Annotated in this window: 23 protein-coding genes and 2 tRNA genes; 11 read left to right on the top strand and 14 right to left on the bottom strand. The window is 71.7% G+C overall.

The genetic code is table 11. From position 1 onward, the window contains the following. Positions 1-21: 21 nt before the first annotated feature. Together O3597_RS01795 and O3597_RS01790 are read left to right on the top strand one after the other, a co-directional pair. A complete protein-coding gene (locus O3597_RS01795) occupies positions 22-1,014 on the top strand; it encodes an SDR family oxidoreductase (RefSeq protein WP_281603089.1) in 993 nt (330 codons plus the stop codon). 68 nt (positions 1,015-1,082) lie between these two features. Further along, positions 1,083-1,655: a DUF5709 domain-containing protein gene (locus O3597_RS01790; RefSeq protein ID WP_164447735.1), complete on the top strand. Its 573-nt coding sequence runs from the start codon at positions 1,083-1,085 to the stop codon at positions 1,653-1,655. A 17-nt stretch (positions 1,656-1,672) separates the two neighbouring features. Here the strand turns inward: O3597_RS01790 and O3597_RS01785 are convergent, their stop codons facing one another. Together O3597_RS01785 and O3597_RS01780 are read right to left on the bottom strand one after the other, a co-directional pair. Then, on the bottom strand, positions 1,673-2,320 hold the full coding sequence (locus O3597_RS01785; RefSeq protein WP_281604446.1) for a response regulator transcription factor: 648 nt from the start codon (positions 2,318-2,320) through the stop codon (positions 1,673-1,675). Positions 2,321-2,334: 14 nt separating this feature from the next. Further along, on the bottom strand, positions 2,335-3,459 hold the full coding sequence (locus O3597_RS01780) for a DUF5931 domain-containing protein (protein WP_281603088.1): 1,125 nt from the start codon (positions 3,457-3,459) through the stop codon (positions 2,335-2,337). 116 nt (positions 3,460-3,575) lie between these two features. On the opposite strand from O3597_RS01780, the gene O3597_RS01775 reads away from it, so the two are divergent. Then, positions 3,576-4,049: an ATP-binding protein gene (locus O3597_RS01775; protein ID WP_164447736.1), complete on the top strand. Its 474-nt coding sequence runs from the start codon at positions 3,576-3,578 to the stop codon at positions 4,047-4,049. 12 nt (positions 4,050-4,061) lie between these two features. Here O3597_RS01775 and O3597_RS01770 read toward each other — a convergent pair whose 3' ends face one another. The 6 genes from O3597_RS01770 to O3597_RS01745 all read right to left on the bottom strand — a co-directional run bounded on the left by O3597_RS01770 (position 4,062) and on the right by O3597_RS01745 (position 10,061). Next, positions 4,062-4,892, bottom strand: a complete 831-nt coding sequence (locus O3597_RS01770) for a phosphoribosylaminoimidazolesuccinocarboxamide synthase (protein WP_281603087.1) — start codon at positions 4,890-4,892, stop codon at positions 4,062-4,064. 101 nt (positions 4,893-4,993) lie between these two features. Continuing rightward, a complete protein-coding gene (locus tag O3597_RS01765; protein WP_164447738.1) occupies positions 4,994-5,233 on the bottom strand; it encodes a hypothetical protein in 240 nt (79 codons plus the stop codon). Positions 5,234-5,355: 122 nt separating this feature from the next. After that, positions 5,356-5,429, bottom strand: a tRNA-Met gene (locus tag O3597_RS01760). Positions 5,430-5,665: 236 nt separating this feature from the next. Then, a tRNA-Met gene (locus O3597_RS01755) sits at positions 5,666-5,739 on the bottom strand. Positions 5,740-5,922: 183 nt separating this feature from the next. Further along, positions 5,923-8,946 (bottom strand): UPF0182 family protein, encoded by a 3,024-nt coding sequence (locus O3597_RS01750; RefSeq protein ID WP_281603086.1) that lies wholly within the window; start codon positions 8,944-8,946, stop codon positions 5,923-5,925. Positions 8,947-9,047: 101 nt separating this feature from the next. Next, entirely contained in the window at positions 9,048-10,061 is a 1,014-nt protein-coding gene (locus O3597_RS01745) for a PDZ domain-containing protein (RefSeq protein ID WP_281603085.1), read from the bottom strand. A gap of 115 nt (positions 10,062-10,176) precedes the next feature. On the opposite strand from O3597_RS01745, the gene O3597_RS01740 reads away from it, so the two are divergent. After that, positions 10,177-11,475, top strand: coding sequence for a zinc-dependent metalloprotease (locus O3597_RS01740; protein WP_281603084.1), 1,299 nt, complete (start codon positions 10,177-10,179; stop codon positions 11,473-11,475). A gap of 29 nt (positions 11,476-11,504) precedes the next feature. Here the strand turns inward: O3597_RS01740 and O3597_RS01735 are convergent, their stop codons facing one another. Next, the gene (locus O3597_RS01735; protein WP_281603083.1) at positions 11,505-12,191 is read right to left on the bottom strand and encodes a hypothetical protein; all 687 of its coding nucleotides are present in this window, start codon (positions 12,189-12,191) and stop codon (positions 11,505-11,507) included. 32 nt (positions 12,192-12,223) lie between these two features. Continuing rightward, positions 12,224-12,745, bottom strand: coding sequence for a M48 family metallopeptidase (locus O3597_RS01730; RefSeq protein ID WP_164447742.1), 522 nt, complete (start codon positions 12,743-12,745; stop codon positions 12,224-12,226). A gap of 533 nt (positions 12,746-13,278) precedes the next feature. Between O3597_RS01730 and O3597_RS01725 the strand changes: the two genes are divergently transcribed. From O3597_RS01725 to O3597_RS01715, 3 genes are all read left to right on the top strand, one after another. Then, positions 13,279-13,446: a DUF5679 domain-containing protein gene (locus O3597_RS01725; protein WP_012014940.1), complete on the top strand. Its 168-nt coding sequence runs from the start codon at positions 13,279-13,281 to the stop codon at positions 13,444-13,446. A 193-nt stretch (positions 13,447-13,639) separates the two neighbouring features. Continuing rightward, positions 13,640-14,686 (top strand): hypothetical protein, encoded by a 1,047-nt coding sequence (locus tag O3597_RS01720; protein ID WP_281603082.1) that lies wholly within the window; start codon positions 13,640-13,642, stop codon positions 14,684-14,686. A 70-nt stretch (positions 14,687-14,756) separates the two neighbouring features. Further along, a complete protein-coding gene (locus O3597_RS01715; RefSeq protein ID WP_164447743.1) occupies positions 14,757-16,085 on the top strand; it encodes an AarF/ABC1/UbiB kinase family protein in 1,329 nt (442 codons plus the stop codon). Between the two features lie 302 nt (positions 16,086-16,387). Here O3597_RS01715 and O3597_RS01710 read toward each other — a convergent pair whose 3' ends face one another. From O3597_RS01710 to O3597_RS01700, 3 genes are all read right to left on the bottom strand, one after another. After that, a complete protein-coding gene (locus tag O3597_RS01710) occupies positions 16,388-16,753 on the bottom strand; it encodes a WhiB family transcriptional regulator (RefSeq protein ID WP_164447744.1) in 366 nt (121 codons plus the stop codon). A 133-nt stretch (positions 16,754-16,886) separates the two neighbouring features. Then, a complete protein-coding gene (locus tag O3597_RS01705) occupies positions 16,887-17,171 on the bottom strand; it encodes a hypothetical protein (RefSeq protein ID WP_164447745.1) in 285 nt (94 codons plus the stop codon). Positions 17,172-17,310: 139 nt separating this feature from the next. Next, entirely contained in the window at positions 17,311-19,464 is a 2,154-nt protein-coding gene (locus O3597_RS01700; protein ID WP_281603081.1) for an ATP-dependent DNA helicase UvrD2, read from the bottom strand. Between the two features lie 92 nt (positions 19,465-19,556). Between O3597_RS01700 and O3597_RS01695 the strand changes: the two genes are divergently transcribed. Continuing rightward, the gene (locus O3597_RS01695) at positions 19,557-19,799 is read left to right on the top strand and encodes a mycoredoxin (protein ID WP_164447927.1); all 243 of its coding nucleotides are present in this window, start codon (positions 19,557-19,559) and stop codon (positions 19,797-19,799) included. Between the two features lie 65 nt (positions 19,800-19,864). Here the strand turns inward: O3597_RS01695 and O3597_RS01690 are convergent, their stop codons facing one another. Next, a complete protein-coding gene (locus O3597_RS01690) occupies positions 19,865-21,229 on the bottom strand; it encodes an MFS transporter (protein ID WP_281603080.1) in 1,365 nt (454 codons plus the stop codon). 215 nt (positions 21,230-21,444) lie between these two features. On the opposite strand from O3597_RS01690, the gene O3597_RS01685 reads away from it, so the two are divergent. The 3 genes from O3597_RS01685 (at position 21,445) to O3597_RS01675 (ending at position 23,211) form a co-directional block, all read left to right on the top strand. Further along, positions 21,445-22,425 carry a helix-turn-helix transcriptional regulator gene (locus tag O3597_RS01685; RefSeq protein WP_164447747.1) on the top strand — a complete coding sequence of 327 codons (981 nt, stop codon included), beginning with the start codon at positions 21,445-21,447 and terminating at the stop codon, positions 22,423-22,425. Between the two features lie 68 nt (positions 22,426-22,493). Further along, a complete protein-coding gene (locus tag O3597_RS01680; RefSeq protein ID WP_164447748.1) occupies positions 22,494-22,730 on the top strand; it encodes a DUF397 domain-containing protein in 237 nt (78 codons plus the stop codon). A gap of 208 nt (positions 22,731-22,938) precedes the next feature. Then, positions 22,939-23,211, top strand: a complete 273-nt coding sequence (locus tag O3597_RS01675) for a hypothetical protein (RefSeq protein ID WP_164447749.1) — start codon at positions 22,939-22,941, stop codon at positions 23,209-23,211. Positions 23,212-23,276 lie beyond the last annotated feature (65 nt).

The following is a 23,276-nucleotide window of genomic DNA, read 5'->3' as shown; positions in this document are numbered from 1 at the left end:
CCGACGGGGTACCGATGAGGAATGCCCCTCGCCCGAAACCTCGCCGACGCCACCATCGTGATCACCGGCGCGTCCAGCGGCATCGGCACCGCGACCGCGTACGCCCTGGCGCGTCACGGCAGCACCGTGGTGCTGGCCGCGCGCTCCGAGCCGGCTCTGCGCGAGGTGGCCCGGCACTGTCGCGAGCTGGGCGGTCGCACCCTGGTGGTGCCCACCGACGTGACGGACGCGGACGCCATGCGCCGGCTCGCCGCGACCGCGGTGGCGGAGTTCGGCCGGATCGACGCCTGGATCAACAACGCCGCCGTCGGCACCATCGGGTTGTTCGACGAGATCCCGGTGGCGGAGTTCCGCCGGGTGCTGGAGGTCAACCTGCTCGGTACGGCGAACGGCATCCGGGCGGCGCTGCCGCACCTCAGCGCTGCCGGTGGCGGCGTCGTGGTCAACAACGCCTCAGTGCTGGCCGAGGTGGCGATGCCATACCAGTCCCCGTACAACGCCGCCAAACACGCCGTGCGGGGACTGTCCGACACGGTTCGCCAGGAACTGCGGGCCACCGGACGGGGATCGGTCTCGATCTGCACCGTGCTGCCGGCCACCATCGACACCCCGTTCTTCCGGCACGCCGCCAACCACAGCGGCCGGCAGGTCCTGCCGCCACCACCGGTCTATCCGCCGGAGGTGGTCGCGGAGACGATCGTCCGGTTGCTCAGGCGACCCCGCCGGGAGGCGTACGCCGGCGGTGCCGCCCGCCTGATCGGCATGCAGTGGCGGCTGGCGCCGGCACTGGCCGAACGGGTCCTCGGCTGGTATGGCCGGTACACCCAGTTCGGGCCGCCGCCGACGGCCGACACCACCGGCAACGTCTTCCGCCCCGACGCCGCGGCGAGCACCGACGGCGGCTGGCACGGCCGGCGTCGCCAACTGGTCCGGATCTCCGCCGCGTTCGGGCTGGCCGCCGCCGGCACCGCCGTCGGCACCGCCGCCGCGCTGGCCCGGCGGTTGACCCGCTGAGGACGGGACGTGGCGACCTCGCCCGGCCGGGCCGGTTACGGCGGGAGGGCAGCGGGTAGTGGTCAGTCATGCGCGACGACGAGTACCCGACCCCCGTGTCCGATCCCGAGGCCGACGGCCTGCCCGACACCGCCGACGACGATTCGACGGCCGGGGACGACGTGCTGACCGGTCGGGAAGCGGACGGCCCGGCGCCGGCTCAGCTGCCCGGTGACCGGACGCCGGTGGCGGTCGACGAGTTCGGCACCACCGCCGAGGAGCAGCTCGACGGCGAGTCGTTGGACTACAAGCTGAGCCGGGAACGGTTCGAGCTGCCGGTCGACGACCCGCTGGCCGGTCCGGTCGATCCGGACATCGCGGCCGAGGCGGACAGCCGGGAGCAGGCGGCGCAGGCGCAGCTCGACGCCGACGTGATCGATCCGGGCCCCACCTCCGACCCGAACTCCCCGGTCTCGCTCTACGACCACGACCGGCTGGGCACCAGTGCGGACGCGACCGTGGGCCGGCTGGTCGAACCGGACGAGGGGGCGCACACCGATCAGGAGACCGATTCGATCGCGTACGACGCGGGGGCCGCCGGTGGCGGTGCCAGCGCCGAGGAACTGGCCGTGCACGAGACCCGGCCGCCGCACTCGGTCTGAGCAGCCGGCGCCGGCGCTCAGTCGTCCAGGCCGCGTTCGATCGCGTACCGGGTCAGCTCGACCCGGTTGTGCAGCTGAAGCTTGCCGAGCGTGTTCTGCACGTGGTTCTGCACCGTACGGTGCGACAGCCCGAGGCGCTCGGCGATCTGCCGGTACGACATCCCCTTGGCCACCAGGCGCAGCACCTCGGTCTCCCGGTCGGTGAGCCGGGGTGCCGCCGCCGCCCGGGCCCCGGTCGCCGCGTGGCCACCGCCGGCGGCCAGTCGGCGGTACTCGCCGAGGACCAGCCCGGCCAGGCCCGGCGTGAAGACGGGCTCGCCCGCCGCGGTGCGCCGCACCGCCGCCAGGAACTCCGCCAGCCCGGCGGATTTCAGCAGGTAGCCGGTGGCACCGGCCTTCACCGCGTCGAGCACGCCCTGCTGCTCACCGCTGGCCGAGAGCATGAGCACCCGCACCCCGGCGTGCGCCGCTCGCAGGCCGTGGATCACCTCGACGCCGGAGATGTCCGGCAGTTGCAGGTCGAGCACCACCACGTCGGGGCGGGCCGCAGCGACCACCCGGATCGCCTGGCGGCCCTCGCCACAGCTGGCCACCACCTCGTGACCAGCCTCGGCCAGGTCGCGGGCCACCCCTTCCCGCCACATCGGGTGATCGTCCACCACCATCACGCGTACGCCGTTCACGGCTGCCTCCTCGGCACGGTGAGTTCCACCTCGGTGCCGGCACCCGGCGTCGAGCTGATCCGGGCGGTACCGCCCAGGTCGGTCAGCCGGCCCCGGATGGCCTGCGCGACGCCCAGCCGCCCCTGGGCCGCCGCCTCGGCCAGGCGTTCGGGCGGGAAACCCGGCCCCTCGTCCCGGATCGACACGGTGACCGCCGACCCCTCGTCCTCGACCAGCACCCAGGCCCGACCGCCGCCGTGCCGGGTCACGTTGTCCAGCGCCGCGGCGACGGCCGCCGCCAACTCGCGGGCCACCGCCGCAGGCAGCGGCACCGGGCCCGCCGGTGCGGACAGCGAGACGGTGGCCGAGGCGTGCCGGCCGAGCAGGGTGCGCAGATCCACCGGTGCGTCGGCGGCAGCGGCCGGGACCGCTGCGGCACCGGAGATCAGCGACCGCAGCGCCACCTCCTGCTCGCCGGCCAGCCGGGCCAGCTCGCCCGCCTCCCCGTCAAGGTGGGCACCACGCCGCTGGACCAGGGCGAGCACCTGGAGCACCGAGTCGTGGATGTCCCGGGCCAACCGTTCGCGTTCCCGGGTGGCGGCCTCCAACTCGACCGCCCGGTGCAGCCGTTCCCCGGCGGTCACCGTGAGCCGGGCGACGTGCCCGACCACCACGCCGGCCAGCAGCATCAGGATCGCGCCGTTGAACGCGCTCGGGGTGACCATGCCCCGGGTGCTCAGGTCGGTCGCGCCGAGCACCAGCGCCGCGACCGCGCCGCGCCGCCGCCCACCGGCGACCGCCCAGGCCAGCACCGGCCCGCTCAGCCAGGCCACCGGCAGGGTCGGCAGCCCGGCGTCGAGCGCCGGTCGGCCCATCACCCACGGAGTGGCCAGCAGGATCGCCACCACCACGCCCAGATCGGTCAGGAGCAGTGGCCAGCCGCGCCGGGCCGGGACCGCGTACCCGATGGCGGTGACGCCGGTCCAGACCGCCATGACCAGCACCAACGCCCCGGCGGCGAGGGGATGTGCGTAGCGGTCCCCGTCGCGGATCAACACCACGCAGACGTACGCCAGGGACGCCACCCGGAAGACCGCGACGGCCCGCCAGAGCGGCACCGCGAAACCACCGGCAGCAGGCACGTGCGCCACGATGCCACAGGCCGCCGTGGCCCCCGACGGCCGATGCACCTCGAACAACCCTGACGTACGGTGGTAAAAGCCGCGTAAAACTCTGCGATCTCTGTCGGGACGGGGCCATGACGAACGCAGGATCTCCCCCACCGCGTACGGTGGTGCCCATCGAACACGCCCTCCTGATCGCCGACGCCTTCGACCAGGCCCAGGTGACCGAGCTCCGACACTCGGTCGCCGCCTGCGCGCGCGCCGCCGGGCTGCGCGACGAGCGACTGGACGACTACGTGCTCGCCGTGAACGAGCTGATCACCAACGCGGTCCGGCACGGCGGCGGACGGGGCTGGCTGCGGCTGTGGAAAGAGCCCGGCCTGGTGTTGTGCGAGGTCGCCGATCACGGTCCCGGCATCAGCACGCAGGACCTCGGCAACCGCAGCCGACCCGCGCCCGACACGGCCGGTGGCTGGGGTCTCTGGCTGGCCCGCGAGCTGACCGACGCGATGGACGTGGAGACCGGATCGGCCGGCACCACGGTACGCATCACCAGCGCGACCGTCCCCGCCGAGCAGCACGTCGGCCGCCACCGCAGCGGCGAGTAACAGCGGCGGAACCTACCAGCGGTTGCCGGTCAGCTTCTCGTAGACATCCACGTAACGGGCCCGGGTGGCGTCGACCACGTCGGCGGGCACCTCCGGTGCCGGATGCCGCTTGTCCCACCCGCTGCGCGCCGCCCAGTCCCGCACGTACTGCTTGTCGTAGGAGAACTGGGCACGTCCGGGCTGGTACGACTCGGCCGGCCAGAACCGGGACGAGTCCGGGGTGAGCAGCTCGTCGCCGAGGACCAGGGTGCTGTCCGGCGCCCAGCCAAGCTCGATCTTGGTGTCGGCGACCAGGATGCCCCGATCGGCGGCCAGCTCGGCGCCTCGGCAGTACACGTCGATGGTCACCTGCCGCAACCGGTCGGCGGTCTGGGCGCCGACCTTGTCGGCCACCTCGGCGAAGGTCATCGGCTCGTCGTGCTCACCCACCGGCGCCTTGGTGGACGGCGTGAAGATCGGCTCGGGCAGGATGGACGCCTCCACCAGCCCGCGCGGCAGCTCGACACCGGAGACCTTCCCGGTGCTCTCGTACTCCTTCAGGCCGCCGCCGGTGAGAAAGCCACGGGCGACGCACTCGACCTGGACCATCTCCAGCCGGCGGCACCGGATCGCCCGGCCGGCGAACTCCGGCGGCACGTCGGTGGCCGAGATCACGTGGTTGGGCACCAGGTCGGCCAGCTGCTCGAACCACCACAGCGACAGCGCGGTGAGCAGCTTGCCCTTGTCCGGAATCGGAGTCGGCAGGACCACGTCGTAGACGGAGATGCGGTCGGAGGCGACCAGGATCAGGTCATCGCCCTCGGCGTAGACGTCCCTCACCTTGCCCGAGTGCAGAAGTTCCACGCGGACAAGTAGACCACGCGCGGGGCGTACCGCCGCTGGCGGTACGCAGCGCGACCGCCAGCGGCGCGAGCGGTCCCGCCGGAACCGGCTGCCCGGGCCGGTCAGCGCCGGCGGCGGGTCATCCGGATCACCAGTAGGACGATCACAGCCACCACCGCCAGGCAGCAGAGCAGACTCAGGAAGCCGAAGACGCCGACGCCGCGCCCGCGCCGGCGAGCCGCCTCCACCACCAGTTCGCCGGTGCCGGTCGACGCCCACGCCGCGACCGGAACGAAGACCGTCAGCACGACCGTGCCAAGGAGCGTGCCGAGCCGCCCCCACCATTTACCGAAGGAAGACATGCGTTCATCCTTGCCGAGAGGTGCAACCCTGGCCGTCCGAACGACCGCGCGTGTCGACGTCGGGGACGGTGCCGGACAAACGACAGCGGCCCCGGACGGATCCGGGGCCGCTGTCGTAGCAGTAGCGGGGACAGGATTTGAACCTGCGACCTCTGGGTTATGAGCCCAGCGAGCTACCGAGCTGCTCCACCCCGCGTCGGTAGAACCAGCCTACCCCATCGGTAATCGTCCGCGTCGGCAGCCCCACCCGTACCGCCCCGACCGGTTGTCGGCCCCACCGCCCGACAGCTGATCTCCGGGTCAGCGGGTGTCGGTACCGAGCCGGACGGCCCTGGAAACACGCGGGCGCCCGGCCACGGCCCAGCGGGCCCGAGGACCCGGCCGACAAACGGAAACGGCCCCGGAGGAATCTCCGGGGCCGTTTCCGTGCAGTAGCGGGGACAGGATTTGAACCTGCGACCTCTGGGTTATGAGCCCAGCGAGCTACCGAGCTGCTCCACCCCGCGTCGGTAGATCCACCGTAGCGCACCACCCGCGTCGCCCGCAAAACGACCCACGGAACGCCTCGTGCCGGCGCACCGCCGCGCCGATCTCCGGTCGGCGTCCGGGCGGGTCGCCCCGCGGACACGGTGCGGCCCGCGGCCCCGGGCGAGGAACGCCGGGGCCGCGGGCCGCATCGTGGTTGTCGGTCAGCCGGTGGGTGAGGGGCTGCCGGACGGAGCCGGCGGGTTCGGCGTGCCGTTGCCGCCCGACGCCTGCTGAGCCTGCTGGAACGCGGTGAGCGCCTCGTCCAGTGCCGCCAGCGCACGACCGTACCGCTCGAAGTCGCCGGACGCCTGCGCGGCCCGCACCTCGGTGATCGCGGCCCGTACCCGCTCGGCGGCCGCACCGAGTTCGCCGGTGGGCGGCGGAGCGTCACCCGGCGACGGGGTGGCCGACGGCGACGGCGGCGGCGGCTCCTCGCCCTCGGGCGGTGGCTCCTCGCCCCCGGTCGGCGGCGGGTTACCGGCCGCGGCCTGCTTGCCCTGCTCGACGAGCTGCTTGATGCCGTCGGCGACGTTGTCGGCCAGCACGACGTAGGAACCACCGTCGCCGTACGACATCAGCACCTTCTGCAACAGCGGATATGCGTCCTGCTGGTTGCTCTTGACGTAGACCGGCTCGACGTAGAGCATCCCGTTGCCGAAGGGCAGCGACAGCAGGTTGCCGTACTGCACCTGGGCCTGGTTGGAGGAGAGCAGGTTCAGTTGCTGCCGGATGGTGGCGTTGGTGTTCGTCATCCGCTGGTGCACCTGCACCGGCCCGGAGATCGCCGTCTGGTCCGGCAGCTCCAGCACCTGCAACGTGGGCCTGCCGTCCTGGTACGACCCGGAGATCAGCGCCGCCAGGTTCTGTCGACCGTTGGGGGTGACCGCGCTGGTCAGCTGGAAGCGCGGCGCCTCCTGGCCGGGGAACTGCGTGTAGAGGTAGTACGGCGGCTGCTTCTGCCCGCTGTCCGGCGCGTCCGGCACGTTCGGCACCTGCCAGAAGTCCTGGCCGGAGTAGAAGTCGCCGGGGTTGGTGACGTGGAACCGGGTGAGCAGGTTTCGCTGCACCTTGAACAGGTCGGCCGGGTACCGGAAGTGGTCGGCCAGCGTCGGTGGGATCTCGGCGCGGGGGGTGATGAGATCCCCACCGAACGCCTTGTTCCACGCCTTGAGCACCGGGTCGTTCTCGTCGAACTCGTAGAGCACGACGGTGCCGTCGTACGCGTCGACGGTCGCCTTCACCGAGTTGCGGATGTAGTTGACGTTCTCCCGGGCAAGCTGGATGGTGCCCCGGCCGGTCAGCTCGTCGGTGGTCTCCTGCTGGAGGTTGACCCGCTCCGCGTACGGGTAGGTCGCGGCGGTGGTGTAACCGTCGACGATCCACTGCACCCGGCCGTCGACCAGGGCGGGGTACGGGTCACCGTCCAGGGTGAGGAACGGCGCGACCTTCTCCACCCGGTCCCGGGGGTTACGCACGTAGAGCAGCTTGGAGTTGTCGTTGACCGCCTCGGAGAGCAGGAAGTTCGCCTCCTGCTCCTTGATCGAGTAGAGCAGGCGCCGGGTGAACGAGCCGATCTCGACGCCGCCGGAGCCGGTGTAGGTGTAGTACGACTCGGGCCCCTCGCCGTCCTCGCCGCTCTCGCCGGCCGGGCGGTCGAACTCGGCCGGGTTGGCGTCCTCGCTCGGCTTGCCGACGATCGCGTAGTCTCCGGCCGCCATCCGCTCGCCGTAGTAGATCCGGGGCTGGCTCGCCGGGATCAGGTCGGTCGGTGCCGCACAGGACTCCTGCGACCGCTCGCCGAGCGAACCGGAGACGAAGAACGGCTGCCCACCGCAGACCACCCGGTTCGCGGGTGCGGCCACCACCCCGTAGCCATGGGTGTAGACGGTGTGCCGATTGATCCAGTTGTTCTGCTGATCGGTCAGCTCGCCGTAGTTGATCTCACGTACGCCGACCACGTAGTCCTGGGTCGCGCCGTTGAGCGTGTACCTGTCGATGTCGAGCTTGGGGCCGAAGTCGTAGAAGCCACGGACCTGCTGGAGCTGGGTGTAGGTCTCGCTCACCAGCTGCGGATCCAGCAGCCGGACGTTCGGCACCACCGACGTGTCGGTGGCCAGGCTCTCCGGTGGGTTCAGGTTGCTCGCCGAGTACGCCGAACTCTGGGTGATGTCCAGCCCGAACGACGCGCGGGTGGCGTCGATGCTGCGCTGGATGTACGGCGCCTCCTTGTCCCGGGCGCTGGGCTTGACCTCGAAGGTCTGCACCGCCCACGGGTAGATGCCGCCGATCGCCACCGCGGAGACGCCGAGCAGGGCCAACGAGATGCCCGGCCAGACCAGGTTCCGCATCCAGGCGTTGGAGAAGATGATGATCGCGATCGCCACCACCACGGAGATGTAGGCGAGGATCTCCTTGGCCGGCAGCAGCGCGTTGATGTCGGCGTAGCCGGCGCCGTAGACGTTCACGCCGTCGTTGTACTCCAACAGCATCGCCCGCCGGTCCAGCACGTACGCGACGGCCTTGAGCAGGACGAAGACCGCGACCAGCGTGCTCAGGTGAGCCCGGGCGGCGTTGCTCATCCGGTCGCCGACGCCCTGCAGGCGTACCCCGCCGAACAGGTAGTGCACGGCCAGCGCGCCGAGCAGCGCCAGGACCACCGCGGTGAAGCCGAGCCCCAGCAGGAACCGCCAGAACGGCAACTGGAAGACGTAGAAGCCGACGTCGACGCCGAACTCCGGATCGTCCACGCCGAAGTCACCGCCGTGCAGGAAGAGCAGCCACTGGTTCCAGCGGCTCTGCGCCGACAGGCCGGCGAAGAGGCCGACGACGGCGGCGACCGCCGTGATCCACAGGCCCAGACGGGGGCCGAGCAGCATGCGGTACCGCTCCAGGGTGGCCTGCTCCGGCGAGTGGGGCCGCATCCGTGGGCGCAACCGTTGCGCGAGCCAGAGGTTGCCGCCGACGATCGCCGCCATCGCCAGACCCGCGCCCAGGAAGAGCAGCAGCCGGGTGACCAGTACGCCCCGGAAGACCTCGGTGTAGTCGACCTCGGAGAACCAGAGCCAGTCCGTCCAGGCCTGCACTCCCCAGCCGAGCAGGGTGAACAGCACGAACACCCCGATCAGGACCCCGATCGTGACGCGTCCGCGTCGGCTCATCCTCGGCAGGGGGCTGCTGCTACGCATGACCACTGTTGGCTCCGCACGCTCGTTATGATCGGCTCCGACCAGGCACCCAGAGTACGGGGTGTTCCTGAAAGCGTGAGCGCAAGGTCATGCCGCGCGGCTCAGCAGTACGTCGGCTCGCCCCCGGAACGCAGCGTCTCCAGCGCGTCCAACGCCTCGTCGAGCGAGCCCACCTTCACCAACGGCAGGTCCGGCTGCCGGTTACGCACCGCCTCGGCGCAGTTGGCCGCCGGTACCAGGAACGTGGTCGCGCCGGCCTGCTTCGCGCCGACCAGTTTCTGCGGGATCCCGCCGATCGGGCCGACCTGCCCGGCGTCGTCGATGGTGCCGGTGCCGGCGATGATCCGACCGCCGGTCAGGTCGTCCGCGGTCAGCTTGTCGATGATGCCCAGGGCGAACATCAGCCCCGCGCTCGGACCACCGATGTCCTTCAGGTCGAAGGAGAGGGTGAACGGGTGCGGCTGCTGCTGCTCGATCTCGATGCCGATCCGGGGCCGACCGTCCTGCTCCTGACTGGTGATGGTGTCGGTCCGCGCGGTGCCGTCCCGGGTGTACCCGATCCGCAGCGCCGTGCCCGCCGGCCTGGCCCGGACCAGGTCGGTCAGCCGGGAGGCGAACGGCACTGGTTCACCGTCGACCGAGGTGACCACGTCACCGGGGCGCAGCACGCCGGCCGACGGCCCGTCGGCGGCCACCGTCTTGACCACGACCTGCACCTCGTACCCGAGTTCCCGCAGCGCGGCGGTCTCCGCGCTGGTCTGCGAGACCTGGAAGTCCTCGGCGTTGCGCTGTTCCACCTCTTCCTGGGTCTCCCCCGGCGGGTAGACCAGTTCTCGCGGCACCACGGCCTGATCGTCGGAGAGCCAGCCCTGGATCGCCGAGCGGAGCTTGACGCCGGGCTGCACCCCCACCGTCGTCAGCCGCAGCTGGCCGGCGGAGGTCGAAGTCTCCCGGCCGGTGACCTGGATGACCTCCTTGCCGTCCGCCTGGCCCAGCGTGTCGACGGTCGGGCCGGGACCGAGCACCACGTACGGAACGGGCGCGCCGAGCACCCCGATGCTGAGCAGTGCGGTGAGCAGGGCACCGAGCAGGACGGTCAGGCCGCGACGTCTCATGCGGCAGAGCGTACCGATCCCGGTCGCGGCGCCCGGCCGGCACGAGGCACGACTTCGCCCTCAGCGCAACCGCGGTGACGGCGGCCCGGGGCCGAGCGCGCGTACCGTAGACGTCGTGCCTGATATTCCGTTCGGTTTCGCGCTACCGGGTGGGCAGCCGCCCGACCCCAACGACCCTGCGCAGATGCAGCAGTTCATGTCGCAGTTGCAGCACCTGCTCTCCGCGTCGGGCAGCGGGCCGGTCAACTGGGACCTGGCCCGTCAGGTGGCGGCCAGCCAGCTCGCCGCGGCGGGCGACCCGGCGGTCAGCCCCTACGAGCGCCACGCGGTCGAGGAGGCGCTGCGCATCGCCGACCTCTGGCTGGAGCCGGCCTCCGCGCTGCCCTCGGGCATCCGGAACACGGTGTCCTGGAACCGCAACGAGTGGATCTTCAGAACGCTCGACGTCTGGCGCAAGCTGTGCGACCCGGTGGCCAGCCGGATGGTCGGCGCGATGGGTGACCTGGTCCCGCCGGAGGCCCGGGCCCAGCTCGGCCCGATGCAGTCGATGGTCGCCACCCTCGGTGGCGCGCTCTTCGGCGGCCAGCTCGGTCAGGCCCTCGGGTCGCTCGCCGCGGAGGTGCTCTCCGCCGGCGACATCGGTCTGCCGCTCGGACCGGCCGGCACGGCCGCGCTCATCCCCGCCAACATCAAGGCGTACGGCGAGGGTCTGGAGCTGCCCGAGGACGAGGTCCGCCTCTACGTGGCCCTGCGGGAGGCGGCGCACCAGCGGCTTTTCGAGCATGTCCCGTGGCTGCGGGGGCACGTCCTCAACGCCGTCGAGACGTACGCCGCCGGCATCCGGGTGAATCGGGAGGCGATCGAGGAGGCGATGGGGCGGGTCGACCCGACCGACCCGGAGTCGATGCAGGCGATCGCCCTGGAAGGGATCTTCACACCGGAGGACAGCCCGACCCAGAAGGCCTCGCTGGCTCGGCTGGAGACGGCCCTCGCCCTGGTGGAGGGTTGGGTCTGCCACGTGGTCGACGGGGCGGCCGCCGGCCGGCTGCCGAACGTCGTGGCGCTGGGCGAGGCGTTCCGCCGCCGCCGGGCGGCCGGTGGACCGGCCGAGCAGACCTTCGCGGCCCTGGTCGGATTGGAGCTGCGGCCCCGTCGGCTGCGCGAGGCCGCGGCGCTCTGGGCGGCGCTCACCGAGCACCGGGGGATCGCCGGCCGGGACGCGCTGTGGGGGCACCCCGACCTGCTTCCCTCCGACGACGACTTCGCCGACCCGGTGGCCTTCGCCATGGCCGACGTGGATCTGATGACCGAGTTGGAGAACTTCGACTTCTCCGCGCCGGGTGGCCCGGAGGAGAAGGCTCCGGGCGACACGGAGCGCCCCGACGACGCCGAGGGCGGCGAGGGCCGCAGCTGATCGGCGGTCGCGGGAATGGTGCGCCGGTGTCAGCCGCTGTGGCCGGCACCGGACAGCAGTGACCGGGTGTGCTCCCAGCCGCTCAGGGCCGGATCGAGCCGGGCCAGATCCGCCGGGCCGCGCAGCCGGTGCCAGGAAGGGGTCACCGCGAGGTCGCCCGGGCGGGGTGCCGCCGCCCGAACGGTCGCCGGCACCGTGGCGTCCATGTCCAGCGGCGGCAACCAGGACGGCACCGGTAGCCGGGCCGCCACTCCGAGCAAGCCGGGCAGACCACCCTCGGCCGGGGCGAGGGCGACCGGCCGGCTGGTCAGCGGTCGAAGCAGCTTGCCGACGGTGAGTCCGGGCAGGTCGGGTGCGTCCCCCGCGACGACCGCCACCTGCTCGTAGCCGTCGTTCGTCGCCGAGGTTGGTTCGCCCGCCGGCCCGGCGCCGGGCGGCGGGTCCGTGCCGAACGGGGTCCGGGCGGCGGACAGAGCGGCGAACACCGCGTTCGGGCTCGGCTCGGGCACCTCGTACACTCTCGTGCCGGGCCAGATCACCTCGTCGGCCAGCCAGCGGTCGGCGCTCGTGACCGCCACCGCGGTGTCCACCTCGTTGAGCATGGCGAGCAGATCCACCACGTCCTCGGCGAGCGCGCTGCGCCACCGCACCGGGTCGACACCGGGTGGCGCCCAGGCGATCGGCGCGAGCAACGCCACCACCACACGTCGAGCCATTCACCGACCCTACCGCCGCGATACCTCGACGCTCAGGGGGTGCCGGCGACGGCCGCCACACCCTCCAGGTAACCACGCGCCCGTTCGGTCTTCGGGTACCTGCCGACCAGCGCCCAGAACTGTGTGTTGTGGCTGGGCACGATGAGGTGGACCAGCTCGTGCAGGAGCACGTAATCGATCACCCAGTCGGGCATCTCCTGGATGCGGTGGGACAACCGGATCGAGCGGTCCGCCGGCGTGCAGGAGCCCCACCGCCCGTTCTGGTTGTTCACCCACCGGACGCTGGCCGGCAGCGCCTGGTCGCCGTACTCGGTGAGATACAGCTTGATCAACCGACCGGCGCGGGCCAGCAGTTCGGCGTCGGAGCGGACCAGGCGCCCCTCGCGGGCCGCCAGCCGGGCGAGCATCCGGTCGACCCACTCGCTCTCCTCGGCCCGGGAGAACTGATCGGGTATGAGAACCACGACCCGCTCCCCGTCGCGGTAGGCGGACACCGTGCGTCGCCGGCGCTGGCTGCGCCGTACCTCGACGACCGGCTTCCGCGGCCCAGCCATCAGTGGACCGCGCAGCCTCGGTTTGCTGTCACGATGGCAAGCTAATGCGTTGTGACCAGGGGTCCGCAAGAGTCAACCCCCCGACACGCGTCCGGAAAATGGGGATTGGTCGCCAGGAGTCCAGAAAAATTTCTTGCCAAACCCGGGGTGGCCGTCACGGTCACCCTTCGTGGTGGCCGGGGAGGTGTCACACCCGGACCGACCAACACGGTAAGTGATCATCGTCGGGCGGCTCAAATCGAGGTCCCGCACCCGCCTCGGCGGCACCACCAGCGCAATTGCGAGGTACCGGTCGGCGTGTCCCCGGCAAACTGACCTATCTAACCCAATTCGACGTGCACACTCTCGACGTCGCCTTGCTCACAGTGGCAATGCGCAGCTGACATGGAACCGCCCACACCTGGGTAGGGTCCGCCAACCGGTGGTCACGTAGGTGGCCGCCGGACAGGACCGGCGCCGGGCGCCCTGAGCGACCGCCACCGGAGACCCACCGGGTCGTTATCGACCGGTGGACGACACGAGGAGGGCACACCGTGGCCGACCAGGCCCAGACCTACAACGGTTACTGCGTCAAGTGCAAGGAGAAGCGGGACTTCGAGGGCCGTGTCGAGGTCTCGAAGACCGGCATGAACATGGCCAAGGGCAAGTGTCCGGTATGTGGCACAACAGTGAACCGCATCCTGGGCAAGGCGAAGGTCTGACGAACACGTACCTGGACGGGGGGTGGCCTGCGGCCACCCCCCGTCCGTGCGCGCGGTGACTGTCAGCCCACCGACAGCACCACTCGTAGGCTGTGGATAACTCGCCGAATCCTGTGGACAACCCAGGATCTGGGTTCAACCACCTGTGGACAACGATCGACGGACAGCGCGGATGCGGTCACTATTCGTGTCCATGACGCGAACCGCCGAACTTCCGCCGTCTCCCCGTCCCTGTCTACTACCGGGGCTCGCCCGTCTCTGGCGCGACCGGCACACCCTTCAGCTCGGCCTCGGCCGAGAGCGGGCGGTCCTGGTCGAGGTGGCCGACCCCCGGGCGGTCCGGCTGCTCGACCTGCTCGACGGCACCCGCAGCGAGCGGCAGGTGCTGGCCGGAACGGACGTCCGCCCGGACCACGCTCGTGCCCTGCTCGACGCCCTGCGTACCGCCGGTCTGGTGGTGCCGGCGCACACCCTCCTGCCCCGGGATCTCACCGGACCACGACGGACGCGGCTCGCCGCCGAGGCCGGTGCGCTGGCGATGGCAACCGCCCGACTTCCGGGCACCCCTGCCCAGCTGCTCCGACGCCGCCTGGCGGCCCGAGTGACGATCACCGGCGGCGGTCCGCTCGGTCCCGCCATCGCGGTCGCGCTGGCCCAGGCGGGCGTCGGTCATGTCCACCCCGACCTGCCCGGAGCGGTCCGTCCGCTCGATCTCGTCGGCACCGGGATCGCCGCCACGGAGATCGGGCGTCCGCTCGACGCGGCGACCCGGGCAGCGGTCCAGCGGGCCGCCCCGGGCACCGGCACCGGCCCACTGCGGCGACCCCGTCCCGACCTGGTCGTGCAACTCGGCTCCGACCGGCCGGCCGCGCTGCTGGCCGCGGGGCATGCCCAACGGCGACAACCGCACCTGCTGGTGGACGTCCACGAGGGGGTTCCGGCGGTCGGCCCGCTGGTCCGTCCGCCGGTCGGTCCCTGTCTGCGTTGTCTCGACCTGCACCGGGCCGACCGGGATCCCGGCTGGCCGGCGCTCGCGGCCCAACTCGCCAGCACCCCGCCCGCCACGGCCTGCGCCGTGAGTCTGCTGCTGACCGCGACCGGGTACGCCGTCGGCGAGGCACTGAGCCAGCTCGACGGCGGCACCCCCGAAACCCTCGGCGGGTCGGTCGAGGTGGTGGCCCCGGGCACCCTCCGGCGACGCTACTGGCCGCCGCACCCGCGCTGCCGGTGCGGCGGGTGAGTCGGTGCACAGGTAGCGCGGGTACGGCTGACGGCAGCAGCGGGCCGGCCGAGTCGGTAACAATGAGCAAGTGACCGACATCCCGCGCCGGGCCGTGTCCCGTACCGCCAAGCTCGCCGCTCTGCCGCTCGGCTTCGCCGGCCGGACCGTCCTCGGCATGGGAAAGCGCGTCACCGGGCTCGCCTCCGACGTGATCTCCGCCGAGATCCAGCAACGCACGGCCGAGCAGTTGTTCAGCGTCCTCGGCCAGCTCAAGGGTGGGGCGATGAAGTTCGGTCAGGCGCTGTCGGTGTTCGAGGCCGCCCTTCCGGAGGAGATAGCCGCGCCCTACCGGCAGGCGCTCACCAAACTCCAGGAGGCCGCGCCGCCGCTGCCTGCCGCCAGCGTGCACAAGGTGTTGGCCGAGCAGTTGGGGCCGGCGTGGCGGGACCGGTTCGTGAGCTTCGACGATTCCCCGGCCGCCGCGGCGAGCATCGGGCAGGTGCACCGGGCGGTGTGGCGGCTGCCGGACGGCACCGGCCGGAACGTCGCCGTGAAAATCCAGTATCCCGGCGCGGGCGACGCCCTCCTCGCCGACCTCAAGCAGCTCTCCCGGCTGGGGGGCATGTTCCGGGCCATCCAGCCCGGGCTGGACATCAAGCCCCTCCTGGCCGAGCTGCGGGAGCGGATCACCGAGGAGCTGGACTACGAGTTGGAGGCGGAGTCACAGCGAGCCTTCGCCGCCGGATACGCCGACGATCCGGAGATCTACGTGCCGGATGTCTTCCACGCCTCGCCTCGGGTCCTGGTCACCGAGTGGATAACGGGCACCCCATTGGCCGACATCATCCGGTCCGGCACCGAGGAGCAGCGCGACGAGGCGGGTCGGTTGATGGCCACCCTGCACCTCTCCGCGCCGGCGCGGACCGGGCTGCTGCACGCCGACCCGCATCCGGGAAACTTCCGCCTGCTGCCCGACGGCCGACTCGGCGTGATCGACTTCGGCGCGGTGGCCCGGATGCCGGACGGTACGCCCGAGCCGATCGGCCGCATCGCCGGACTGGCCCTGCGCGGTGACGCCGGCGAGGTGGAGGCCGGGCTGCGGGCCGAGGGCTTCGTCAGTGGCACGGAGCCGATCGACGCCCACGCGCTGCTGGAGTTCCTCCGTCCGATGCTGGAGCCGATCGCCGCCGACGAGTTCCGGTTCACCCGGGCCTGGCTGCGTGCCGAGGCCACCCGGCTGGCCAGCCCGCGCTCCCCGGCGTACCAGTTCAGCCGACAGCTCAACCTGCCGCCGTCCTACCTGCTCATCCATCGGGTGACGCTCGGGTCGATCGGGGTGCTGTGCCAGTTGGAGGCCAAGGCGCCCTACCGGGGCATCCTGGAGCGCTGGTTGCCGGGATTCGCCCCGGTCGGCTGACCCGGACATGACGACGGCGGGCGGGGACCACATCGGTCCCCGCCCGCCGTCTGCGGTGTTCGTCCTACAGAACGCCCAGCTCGCGGGCTGACCGGGCACGGCCGGTCATGGCGATGGTGCGGGCGGATCGGGTTGCCTCAGTGCTCGTGGTGGTGCGACCGGCCTGAGGCCGGAGCATTCGAGCCCTCGACAACGCTTCGTGGAGTAGGTACATCTCGGCTCCGTTCGGAAGGTGCAGCATGGTGGTCAGCTTTCGGTCGGCCGGTGCGACACCGGCGGGGTTGGTCCGGATCGGGAACATGTCAGGCAGCCAGCCGGACAGCGCTGCGCGACGGGGCGAGACCATTGGCCGCCAGTCGCGCCTCGGCCTCGACCCGCAGCTCGGCGTCACGGGCGAGGTCCTCCTTGCGCGGACGACCACGGGGCCGCTTGCGCGGAACGACCGCGCCACGCTCGAAGATCTCGCCGCCCCAGACGCCCCACGGCTCGGCCCGCTCGACCGCGCCGGCCAGGCACTCGACGCGCAGCGGGCAGTCCCCGCAGAGCGACTTGGCCAGTTCCAGCTCGGTGGGCGAGTCGGAGAACCACAGGTCGGGGTCGAACTTCCGGCAGGGCAGGTTCGCCTCCATCTCGACGCTCAGGTCGAGCGGGGCCAGCGCCAGACTCATCGCCCGGTCACCTCTCTCTCGCTGCGATCTCGTGGATCGCTGTTCCGACGTACTTCGGCGGTGCAAAAAAAACTGAGGCCGCGGATCCCGGTGTGCGGGTTCCGCGGCCTCGAGGTGAGCCGGTGGTCTGTGGTCAGACCGGTCTACCTCGAGGTGGAACACCGCGGACGTCCATCCGCTTGTTGGCGCCATCGACGCCCTTGCCCGTAAAGCCACTGCTCCCCTGGAGCCCGTTCGTGACCGGTGCGAGGATCAGCTCGGCCTGAATCTCGGCCCGGTGCACCTGCGGAGCCCACGGTCGCGCAGCGACGACGGTGGCCCGGACGTCCGCCAGCACGGCGACGGTCGTCGGGGCAGCCGACAGCGGAGCGACGGCAACGGGTAGCGCCGTCGGACGCTGGTAGATGTAGCTCTCCATTGGTGCCACCTCCTTGACGTTCACTCGTGGTCGACCCGGACACAGACCCCGTGAGCAGCCCGAACAGGGCCCCCTTCCGAGGTGTGCCCTGAGGCTATGCCGGCCGGTGGGGCGAGGGCAAACGAATTAACGGCCAGATTCAGAAACTTTTCTGTGGGCAGATCTCGTCGACGGTCGCGCCCCCCACCAACGCCAGCACCGCCTCCCCGTACAGGCCCAGCTTGCGCGGTCCGATCCCGGCGATCGCGACCAGCTCCTCCGCCCGCCCCGGCCGCCGCTCGGCCAGGGCCACGAGCGTCGCGTCGGTGAAGACCACGTACGCGGGCACCTTCTGCGTGCCGGCCACCCGGGACCGCCACTCACGCAGCCGCTCGTGCAGTTCGTCGTCGATGTCGGAGGGACAGGTGGCGCATCGGCCCAACTTGCGGTCCGGCCCGGCGAGCAGGGTGGTGCCGCAGATCCGGCAGGACACGATCCGAGTCGCGGCCCGCCGCTGCGGGGTTCGCACCGTCCGCCCCCCGGCGACCCGCTCGGTCGGCGAGGTGGGCGACAGTTGTGGCAGGAAACGGCACGGCCGCCGGGGCCGGCCGCCCGGCGAGCGTGCCGAGGCGTACGACAGCCAGAGCCAGTGCCGGGCCCGGGTGATACCGACGTAGAGCAGTCGGCGTTCCTCCTCGACCTGCTCGGTGGTGCGCGCGTACGTGGTGGGTAGCGTGCCCTCGGCCAGGCCGACCAGGAAGACGGCGTCCCACTCCAGTCCCTTGGCGGCGTGCAGGGAGGCCAGCGTCACCCCGTCCACGGTCGGCACGTGCTGCTGGGCCGCGCGCCGGGCCAGTTCCTCGGTGAAGTCGGTGAGGGTGACCGGACGCTCCACCGTGGCGGCCACGCCGAGCGGCAGGATCTCCGGCGTGGCCGCGTACTCCTCGGCCAGTTGCACCAGCGCGGCCAGCGCCTCCCACCGCTCGCGCGCGGCGCCGCCCGGCGGCGGAGCGTCGGGTGCCCATCCGACGCCGGCCAGTGCCTCGACCACCGCCACCCGCAGCGGGGTCTCACCCGGCAGTGACCGGGTCGCCGCACGCAGTGCGACCATCGCCTGGCGTACCTCGGCGCGTTCGAAGAACCGCTCCGACCCCTGGACCTGGTACGGCACGCCGGCCTCGGCCAGCGCCTTCTCGTACGCCTCGGACTGCGCGTTGGTACGAAACAGCACGGCGACCTCGCGGGCCGGGGTGCCGGCGTCGATCAACGCCCGGCAGCGGGCGGCGACCGCGGCGGCCTCCGCCGGCTCGTCGGTGAAGATCCGCCGCTCCGGCTCCGGACCAGCCGGGCGCTGCCCGACCAGTTCCAGGCGCAGCCGCGCCTCGGTGCCCCGGGCCTGCGAGATGACCGCGTTGGCGAGCCCGACCACCTGCGGCGTCGACCGGTAGTCGCGGACCAGCCGGACCACGGTGGCCGCGCGGTGCCGACGCGGGAAGTCGACCAGGTACGCCGAGGTCGCCCCGGTGAACGAGTAGATGGTCTGGGAGGCGTCGCCGACCACGGTCAGGTCGTCGCGTCCGCCGAGCCAGGCGTCCAGCAGCCGCTGCTGTAGCGGGTTGACGTCCTGGTACTCGTCGACGACCAGGTGTCGGTACTGGTTGCGGACCTGCTCGGCGACGTCCGGATGCTCCTCGATCCCCCAGACCGCGGCGCGCAGCACGTCCTCGAAGTCGATCACTCCGCCGGTCCGCTTGAGCCGCTCGTACGCCGCGAACACCTCAGCCACCTTCGCCGGTTCGTGCGAGGTCTCCCGCAACGCCTTGGCTGCGGCCACCACGTAGTCGCCCGGCTCGACGAGGGAGGACTTGGCCCACTCGATCTCACCGGCGAGGTCCCGGGCGGCCGTCCGGTCGGCCCGTAGCCCGGCTCGCGCCGCGGCGAGGGTGACCAGCCGGACCTTGCTGTCCAGCAGCTCGGGCATGGCTCGACCGTCGAGCAGTCGGGGCGCGAAGTAGCGCACCTGGCGCAGCGCCGCCGCGTGGAAGGTGCGTGCCTGCACGCCGGCCACGCCGGCCCTGGCGAGCCGCTGGCGCAGCTCCGCGGCGGCCCGGGCGGTGAAGGTGACCGCGAGCACGTGTCGGGCCGAGATCTCACCGGTCAACGCCCGGTACGCGATCCGGGACGTGACGGCCCGGGTCTTGCCGGTACCGGCGCCGGCGAGCACGCAGACCGGGCCGGCCGGGGCGGTCACCGCAGCGCGCTGCTCCGGATCGAGCCCGGCGAGCACGCGAACGGACGCGGAGTTAACCACCACAGCGGGGAATTGTCGCAGCTTCCCCGGACGTTGCAGCGGATAGCCTGTGCTTGATCGGCAAGCCACCGGGCGCGACGTTGGAGGATCTGACCATGCTGACGATGTATTCCACTCCCTGGTGCGGCTACTGCCACCGGCTGAAGTCGCAGCTCGACCGGGAGGGCATCGCCTACCAGGTGGTCGACATCGAGCAGGATCCGGCGGCAGCGACGTTCGTGATGCAGGTCAACGGCGGCAACCAGACGGTGCCCACGCTGCGTTTCGCCGACGGCAGCGCGCTGACCAACCCGTCGATCAACCAGGTCAAGCAGCACCTGGCGAGCATCGCCGCCTGACCACGCCCGCGTCGATCATGATGGTGTCGCCCAGGTAGCGCTTACCCGGGCGACACCCTTCATGGTCAACTGTGCCGGAGCGCGTCGGGGGTTCGGGTGCGGGCATCGACCTCGGTCTGCCGCTGCTCGGATGCGCGGCGTTGAGCGGGAACCCGGGGTCCGGTCGGCGGCCCCGGCGGTGGGCTCAGGTGGCGACCGCGCCAGAGGTAGTTGCCGGCGAGCAGGGTCGCCAGGCCGACCGACGCGAACACCAACCGGTAGTCGAGCAGGGCGACGACCAGCGCACCCAGGCCGATCGAGAACGCCTGCGGGCATCTGACCGCCGCCTCGGCGGCGGCGGCCACCCGCCCGAGCAGTTCCGGCGGGGTCCGCCGCTGGATCAGGGTGTGCAGCCCGACCAGGGCCAGCGGCAGCGACAGACCCGCCATCAGCACCGCGGCAAGACCGAGCCACAGGTTCGGGTACGCCAGCAGCAGCGCGGCGGGTCCGAACAGCGCCACACCAACGGCCAGCGCACCCAGCTCACCGACCCGTCGCAGGACGGTGGCGGAGAGCAGCCCGCCTACCAGGCCACCGATGCCCTGCACGGTGAAGAGCACGCCGACGAACGCCGGTTCCCGACCGAGCCCCCGGTCCACGTAAGCGAAGATCAGCGACTCGGTGAAGCCCATCACCAGCGAGCCGAGACCGTATCCGAGCAGCGCACGCCGCAACGCCGGCTCGCCCACCAGGTGGCGCAGCCCGGCGAGAAGTTCCGACGCCCAACGCGGTCGGTGCCCGACGCCGTCCCCGGGCAGGACGGCCGACGGGCCCGGTGCGGGTGACGGGCCGGGCCCGGGGTGCGGCGCGGACGACGTGCCCGGCCGGGTGGTCGCCCGAGGCGCGCCGACCACCACGGCGGCGACGAGGAACCCGGCCATTCCGACCACGGCCAACGGCCAGCCACCGAGTGCCACGTAGAGGCCGGCGCCGGCGAGCGGGCCGATCAACCGCAGTCCCTGCCGGGCCGTCTGCAACGCCCCGTTCGCCTCGCCGAGCAGGTCCGGTGGCACCAGTTCCCGTACCAGGCGGCTGAGCACCGCCCCGACGGTCAGGTTCGACAACCCGTACGCCGCGGCCACCGCGTAGATGAGCCACAGATCTGCCGCGTCGCGGACCGCGAGCAGGGGGGTGAGCAGCAGCGCCGTCGCGAGGTTCGTGACCACGAAGCAGGGGCGCCGCGGATACCTGTCGACGAACCACCCGACCAGCGGCGCCAGCATGCGTGGCGCGAGGACGACGAAGATCGTGGCACCGGCGAGGCCGTCCGATCCGGTCAGGTCCTTCACCCAGACGGCGAGCGCGAGGAGCAGGATCGACTCCGCGGTCATGCTGGCCAACAGTCCGCCGAAGAGCAGACGGAAGTCCGGGCGACTCAGGACGGTGCGCATTGATCCTCCGGTGGCGCGACTCGGGTGCGGCGGGTTCGGCGGAGCCGGCGACGCTTCATCGCGCCGACCGGAGTCGCTGTCGGGTCTGCGTATTTCTGGTGACACGCCCGCCGCCGGTACCTCCGGCGCCGGTCGCGACGTCCATACTGACCGTGGGGGGCGAATTTCATACAGTTACCGTCGCGTCCGCGGCGGTCGACGGAAAAGAGGACACTGTGCCTCCTGCCGTACCCAGCCCGATCCTGCGCCGCCGTCGGCTCGGCGGCGAACTGCGCCGCCTGCGGGAGGCCGCCGGGCTCACCGGCGACCAGGTCATCGAACGCATCGGCTGGGCTTCCGCGTCCAAACTGTCCCGGCTGGAGAACGGCCGCAGCCGACCCGATCCGGGTGACGTGCGGGATCTGCTCGACCTGTACCACGTCGACGACACCCTCCGGTTGGAGCTGCTCGGCATCACCCATGAGGCCGGCGACATGCGTGGTTGGCTGAAGCGGTACCCGGCGATGACCCAGCAGCAGCGCGGCTTCGCCGAACTGGAGGCGGGTTGCGCCGAGATCTCCGAGTACAACCCGGTGCTGGTGCCAGGGCTGTTGCAGACCACCGGGTACGCGCGGATGCGCATCTCCTCAGCCTGGCAGGTCGACCAGGCCGCCGGTGCGCCAGAGGCCGAGGACGAGATCGAGACCGAGATCAGGGCCCGGTTGGCGCGTCAGTCGGCGCTCACCCGGGAGACCGACCCGCCCCGCTACACGGCGGTGCTCGAGGAGTCCGCGCTCGGCCGCCGAGCCGGGCCGCCCGAGGTGCTGCGGGAGCAGCTGACGCAGCTCTGCGAGCTGGCCATGCTGCCGAATGTCACGCTGCACGTGCTGCCCCGGGACACTCCGATCGGCCAGTGGTACCTCCCGCCGACCGCGTTCTCGGTCTATCGGTTCGCCGATCCCCTCGATCCGGAGACGCTCGCCATCGAAGGTGGCTTCACCGACGTCATGTCGACCGAGGTAATCACCCTAAATCGCTATAAAGTGGTGTTCGAGTGGCTATGCACGGCGGCACTCTCCGCAACGGACACCCTCTCCTGGCTGATGGATGCGTCGGGACGGCTGTCCGGCGCGGCGATCCCGCCCACCGTGGCGGGTGGTCCGGCAACGGCGCCGACCCAACGCCGCAGATCCTCCGGGCGCCTGACGGAACGGTGACCAGCACCGGCCCGCCGTCGGGACGTGCGGTGCCACTCGGTCCATCGGTTCACCTCAGGAGCGCAACGATGAACGAGTTCCGCAACACGCCGTCCGTCCTCGCCCAACTCGCGGACGCACCCTGGCGCACGAGTACCCGCAGCCAGACCTCCAACTGCGTGGAGGTCGCGCCGCTTTCCCACGGTCCCGCCGCAGTGGCGCTACGCGACAGCAAGGACCGGAGCGGCCCGGTGCTGCTGTTCGGCCGGGCGGGATGGCAGGGCTTCATCTCCGGTGCGAGTAACGGGCAGTTCGAGAAGCCCTAGCACGCGGACATCCCGCGGGGCCGCCGGCAGCAGCCGGCGGCCCCGTCATCGTCTGTCCCACCGACGCTGAGCAGGGATCGGATGATCGGTCGGGTCTGCCGACCGATGGGCGCGTTTCACTTGCTGGGACGAGCACCGGGCGTACGATGGCGCATAGTGACGTGGAACTTCCACGCTTCCACCCGTCGCGACACATCCGGAGACCCACATGCGGTTCCTGATCGTTCGCACCGACATCCGCGCCGCCGCCGACGCCGACATCACCGCCGCCTGGGCGGACGGTCAGCGCCTGCGGGACGAGACCGCCCGGCCCGAACCACGCCGCCAGGTCGTCCACGCCGACGACCGCGACGCCGCACTGCTGCTGGCCCGCGCGCTCGCCACCGTGGGCTCCGTCCGCTCCGGCAAGCAACGGGTCAAGGTGCTGCCGCTGGACGACCCACGCCACCACCGGGCAGTCGCGGACTGGCCCGGCACCTGATCCACCGCACGTCCGTCGTGGTCGACCGGCTCCCCCGCCGAGTTCCTCACCCAGCCGACCACGAC

It is taken from the genome of Verrucosispora sp. WMMA2044 (genome assembly GCF_027497155.1).
GTDB classification, from domain to species: domain Bacteria; phylum Actinomycetota; class Actinomycetes; order Mycobacteriales; family Micromonosporaceae; genus Micromonospora; species Micromonospora palythoicola.
The sequence above is the reverse complement of the archived record's forward strand: the minus strand, read 5'-3'. Positions and strand labels throughout refer to the sequence as shown.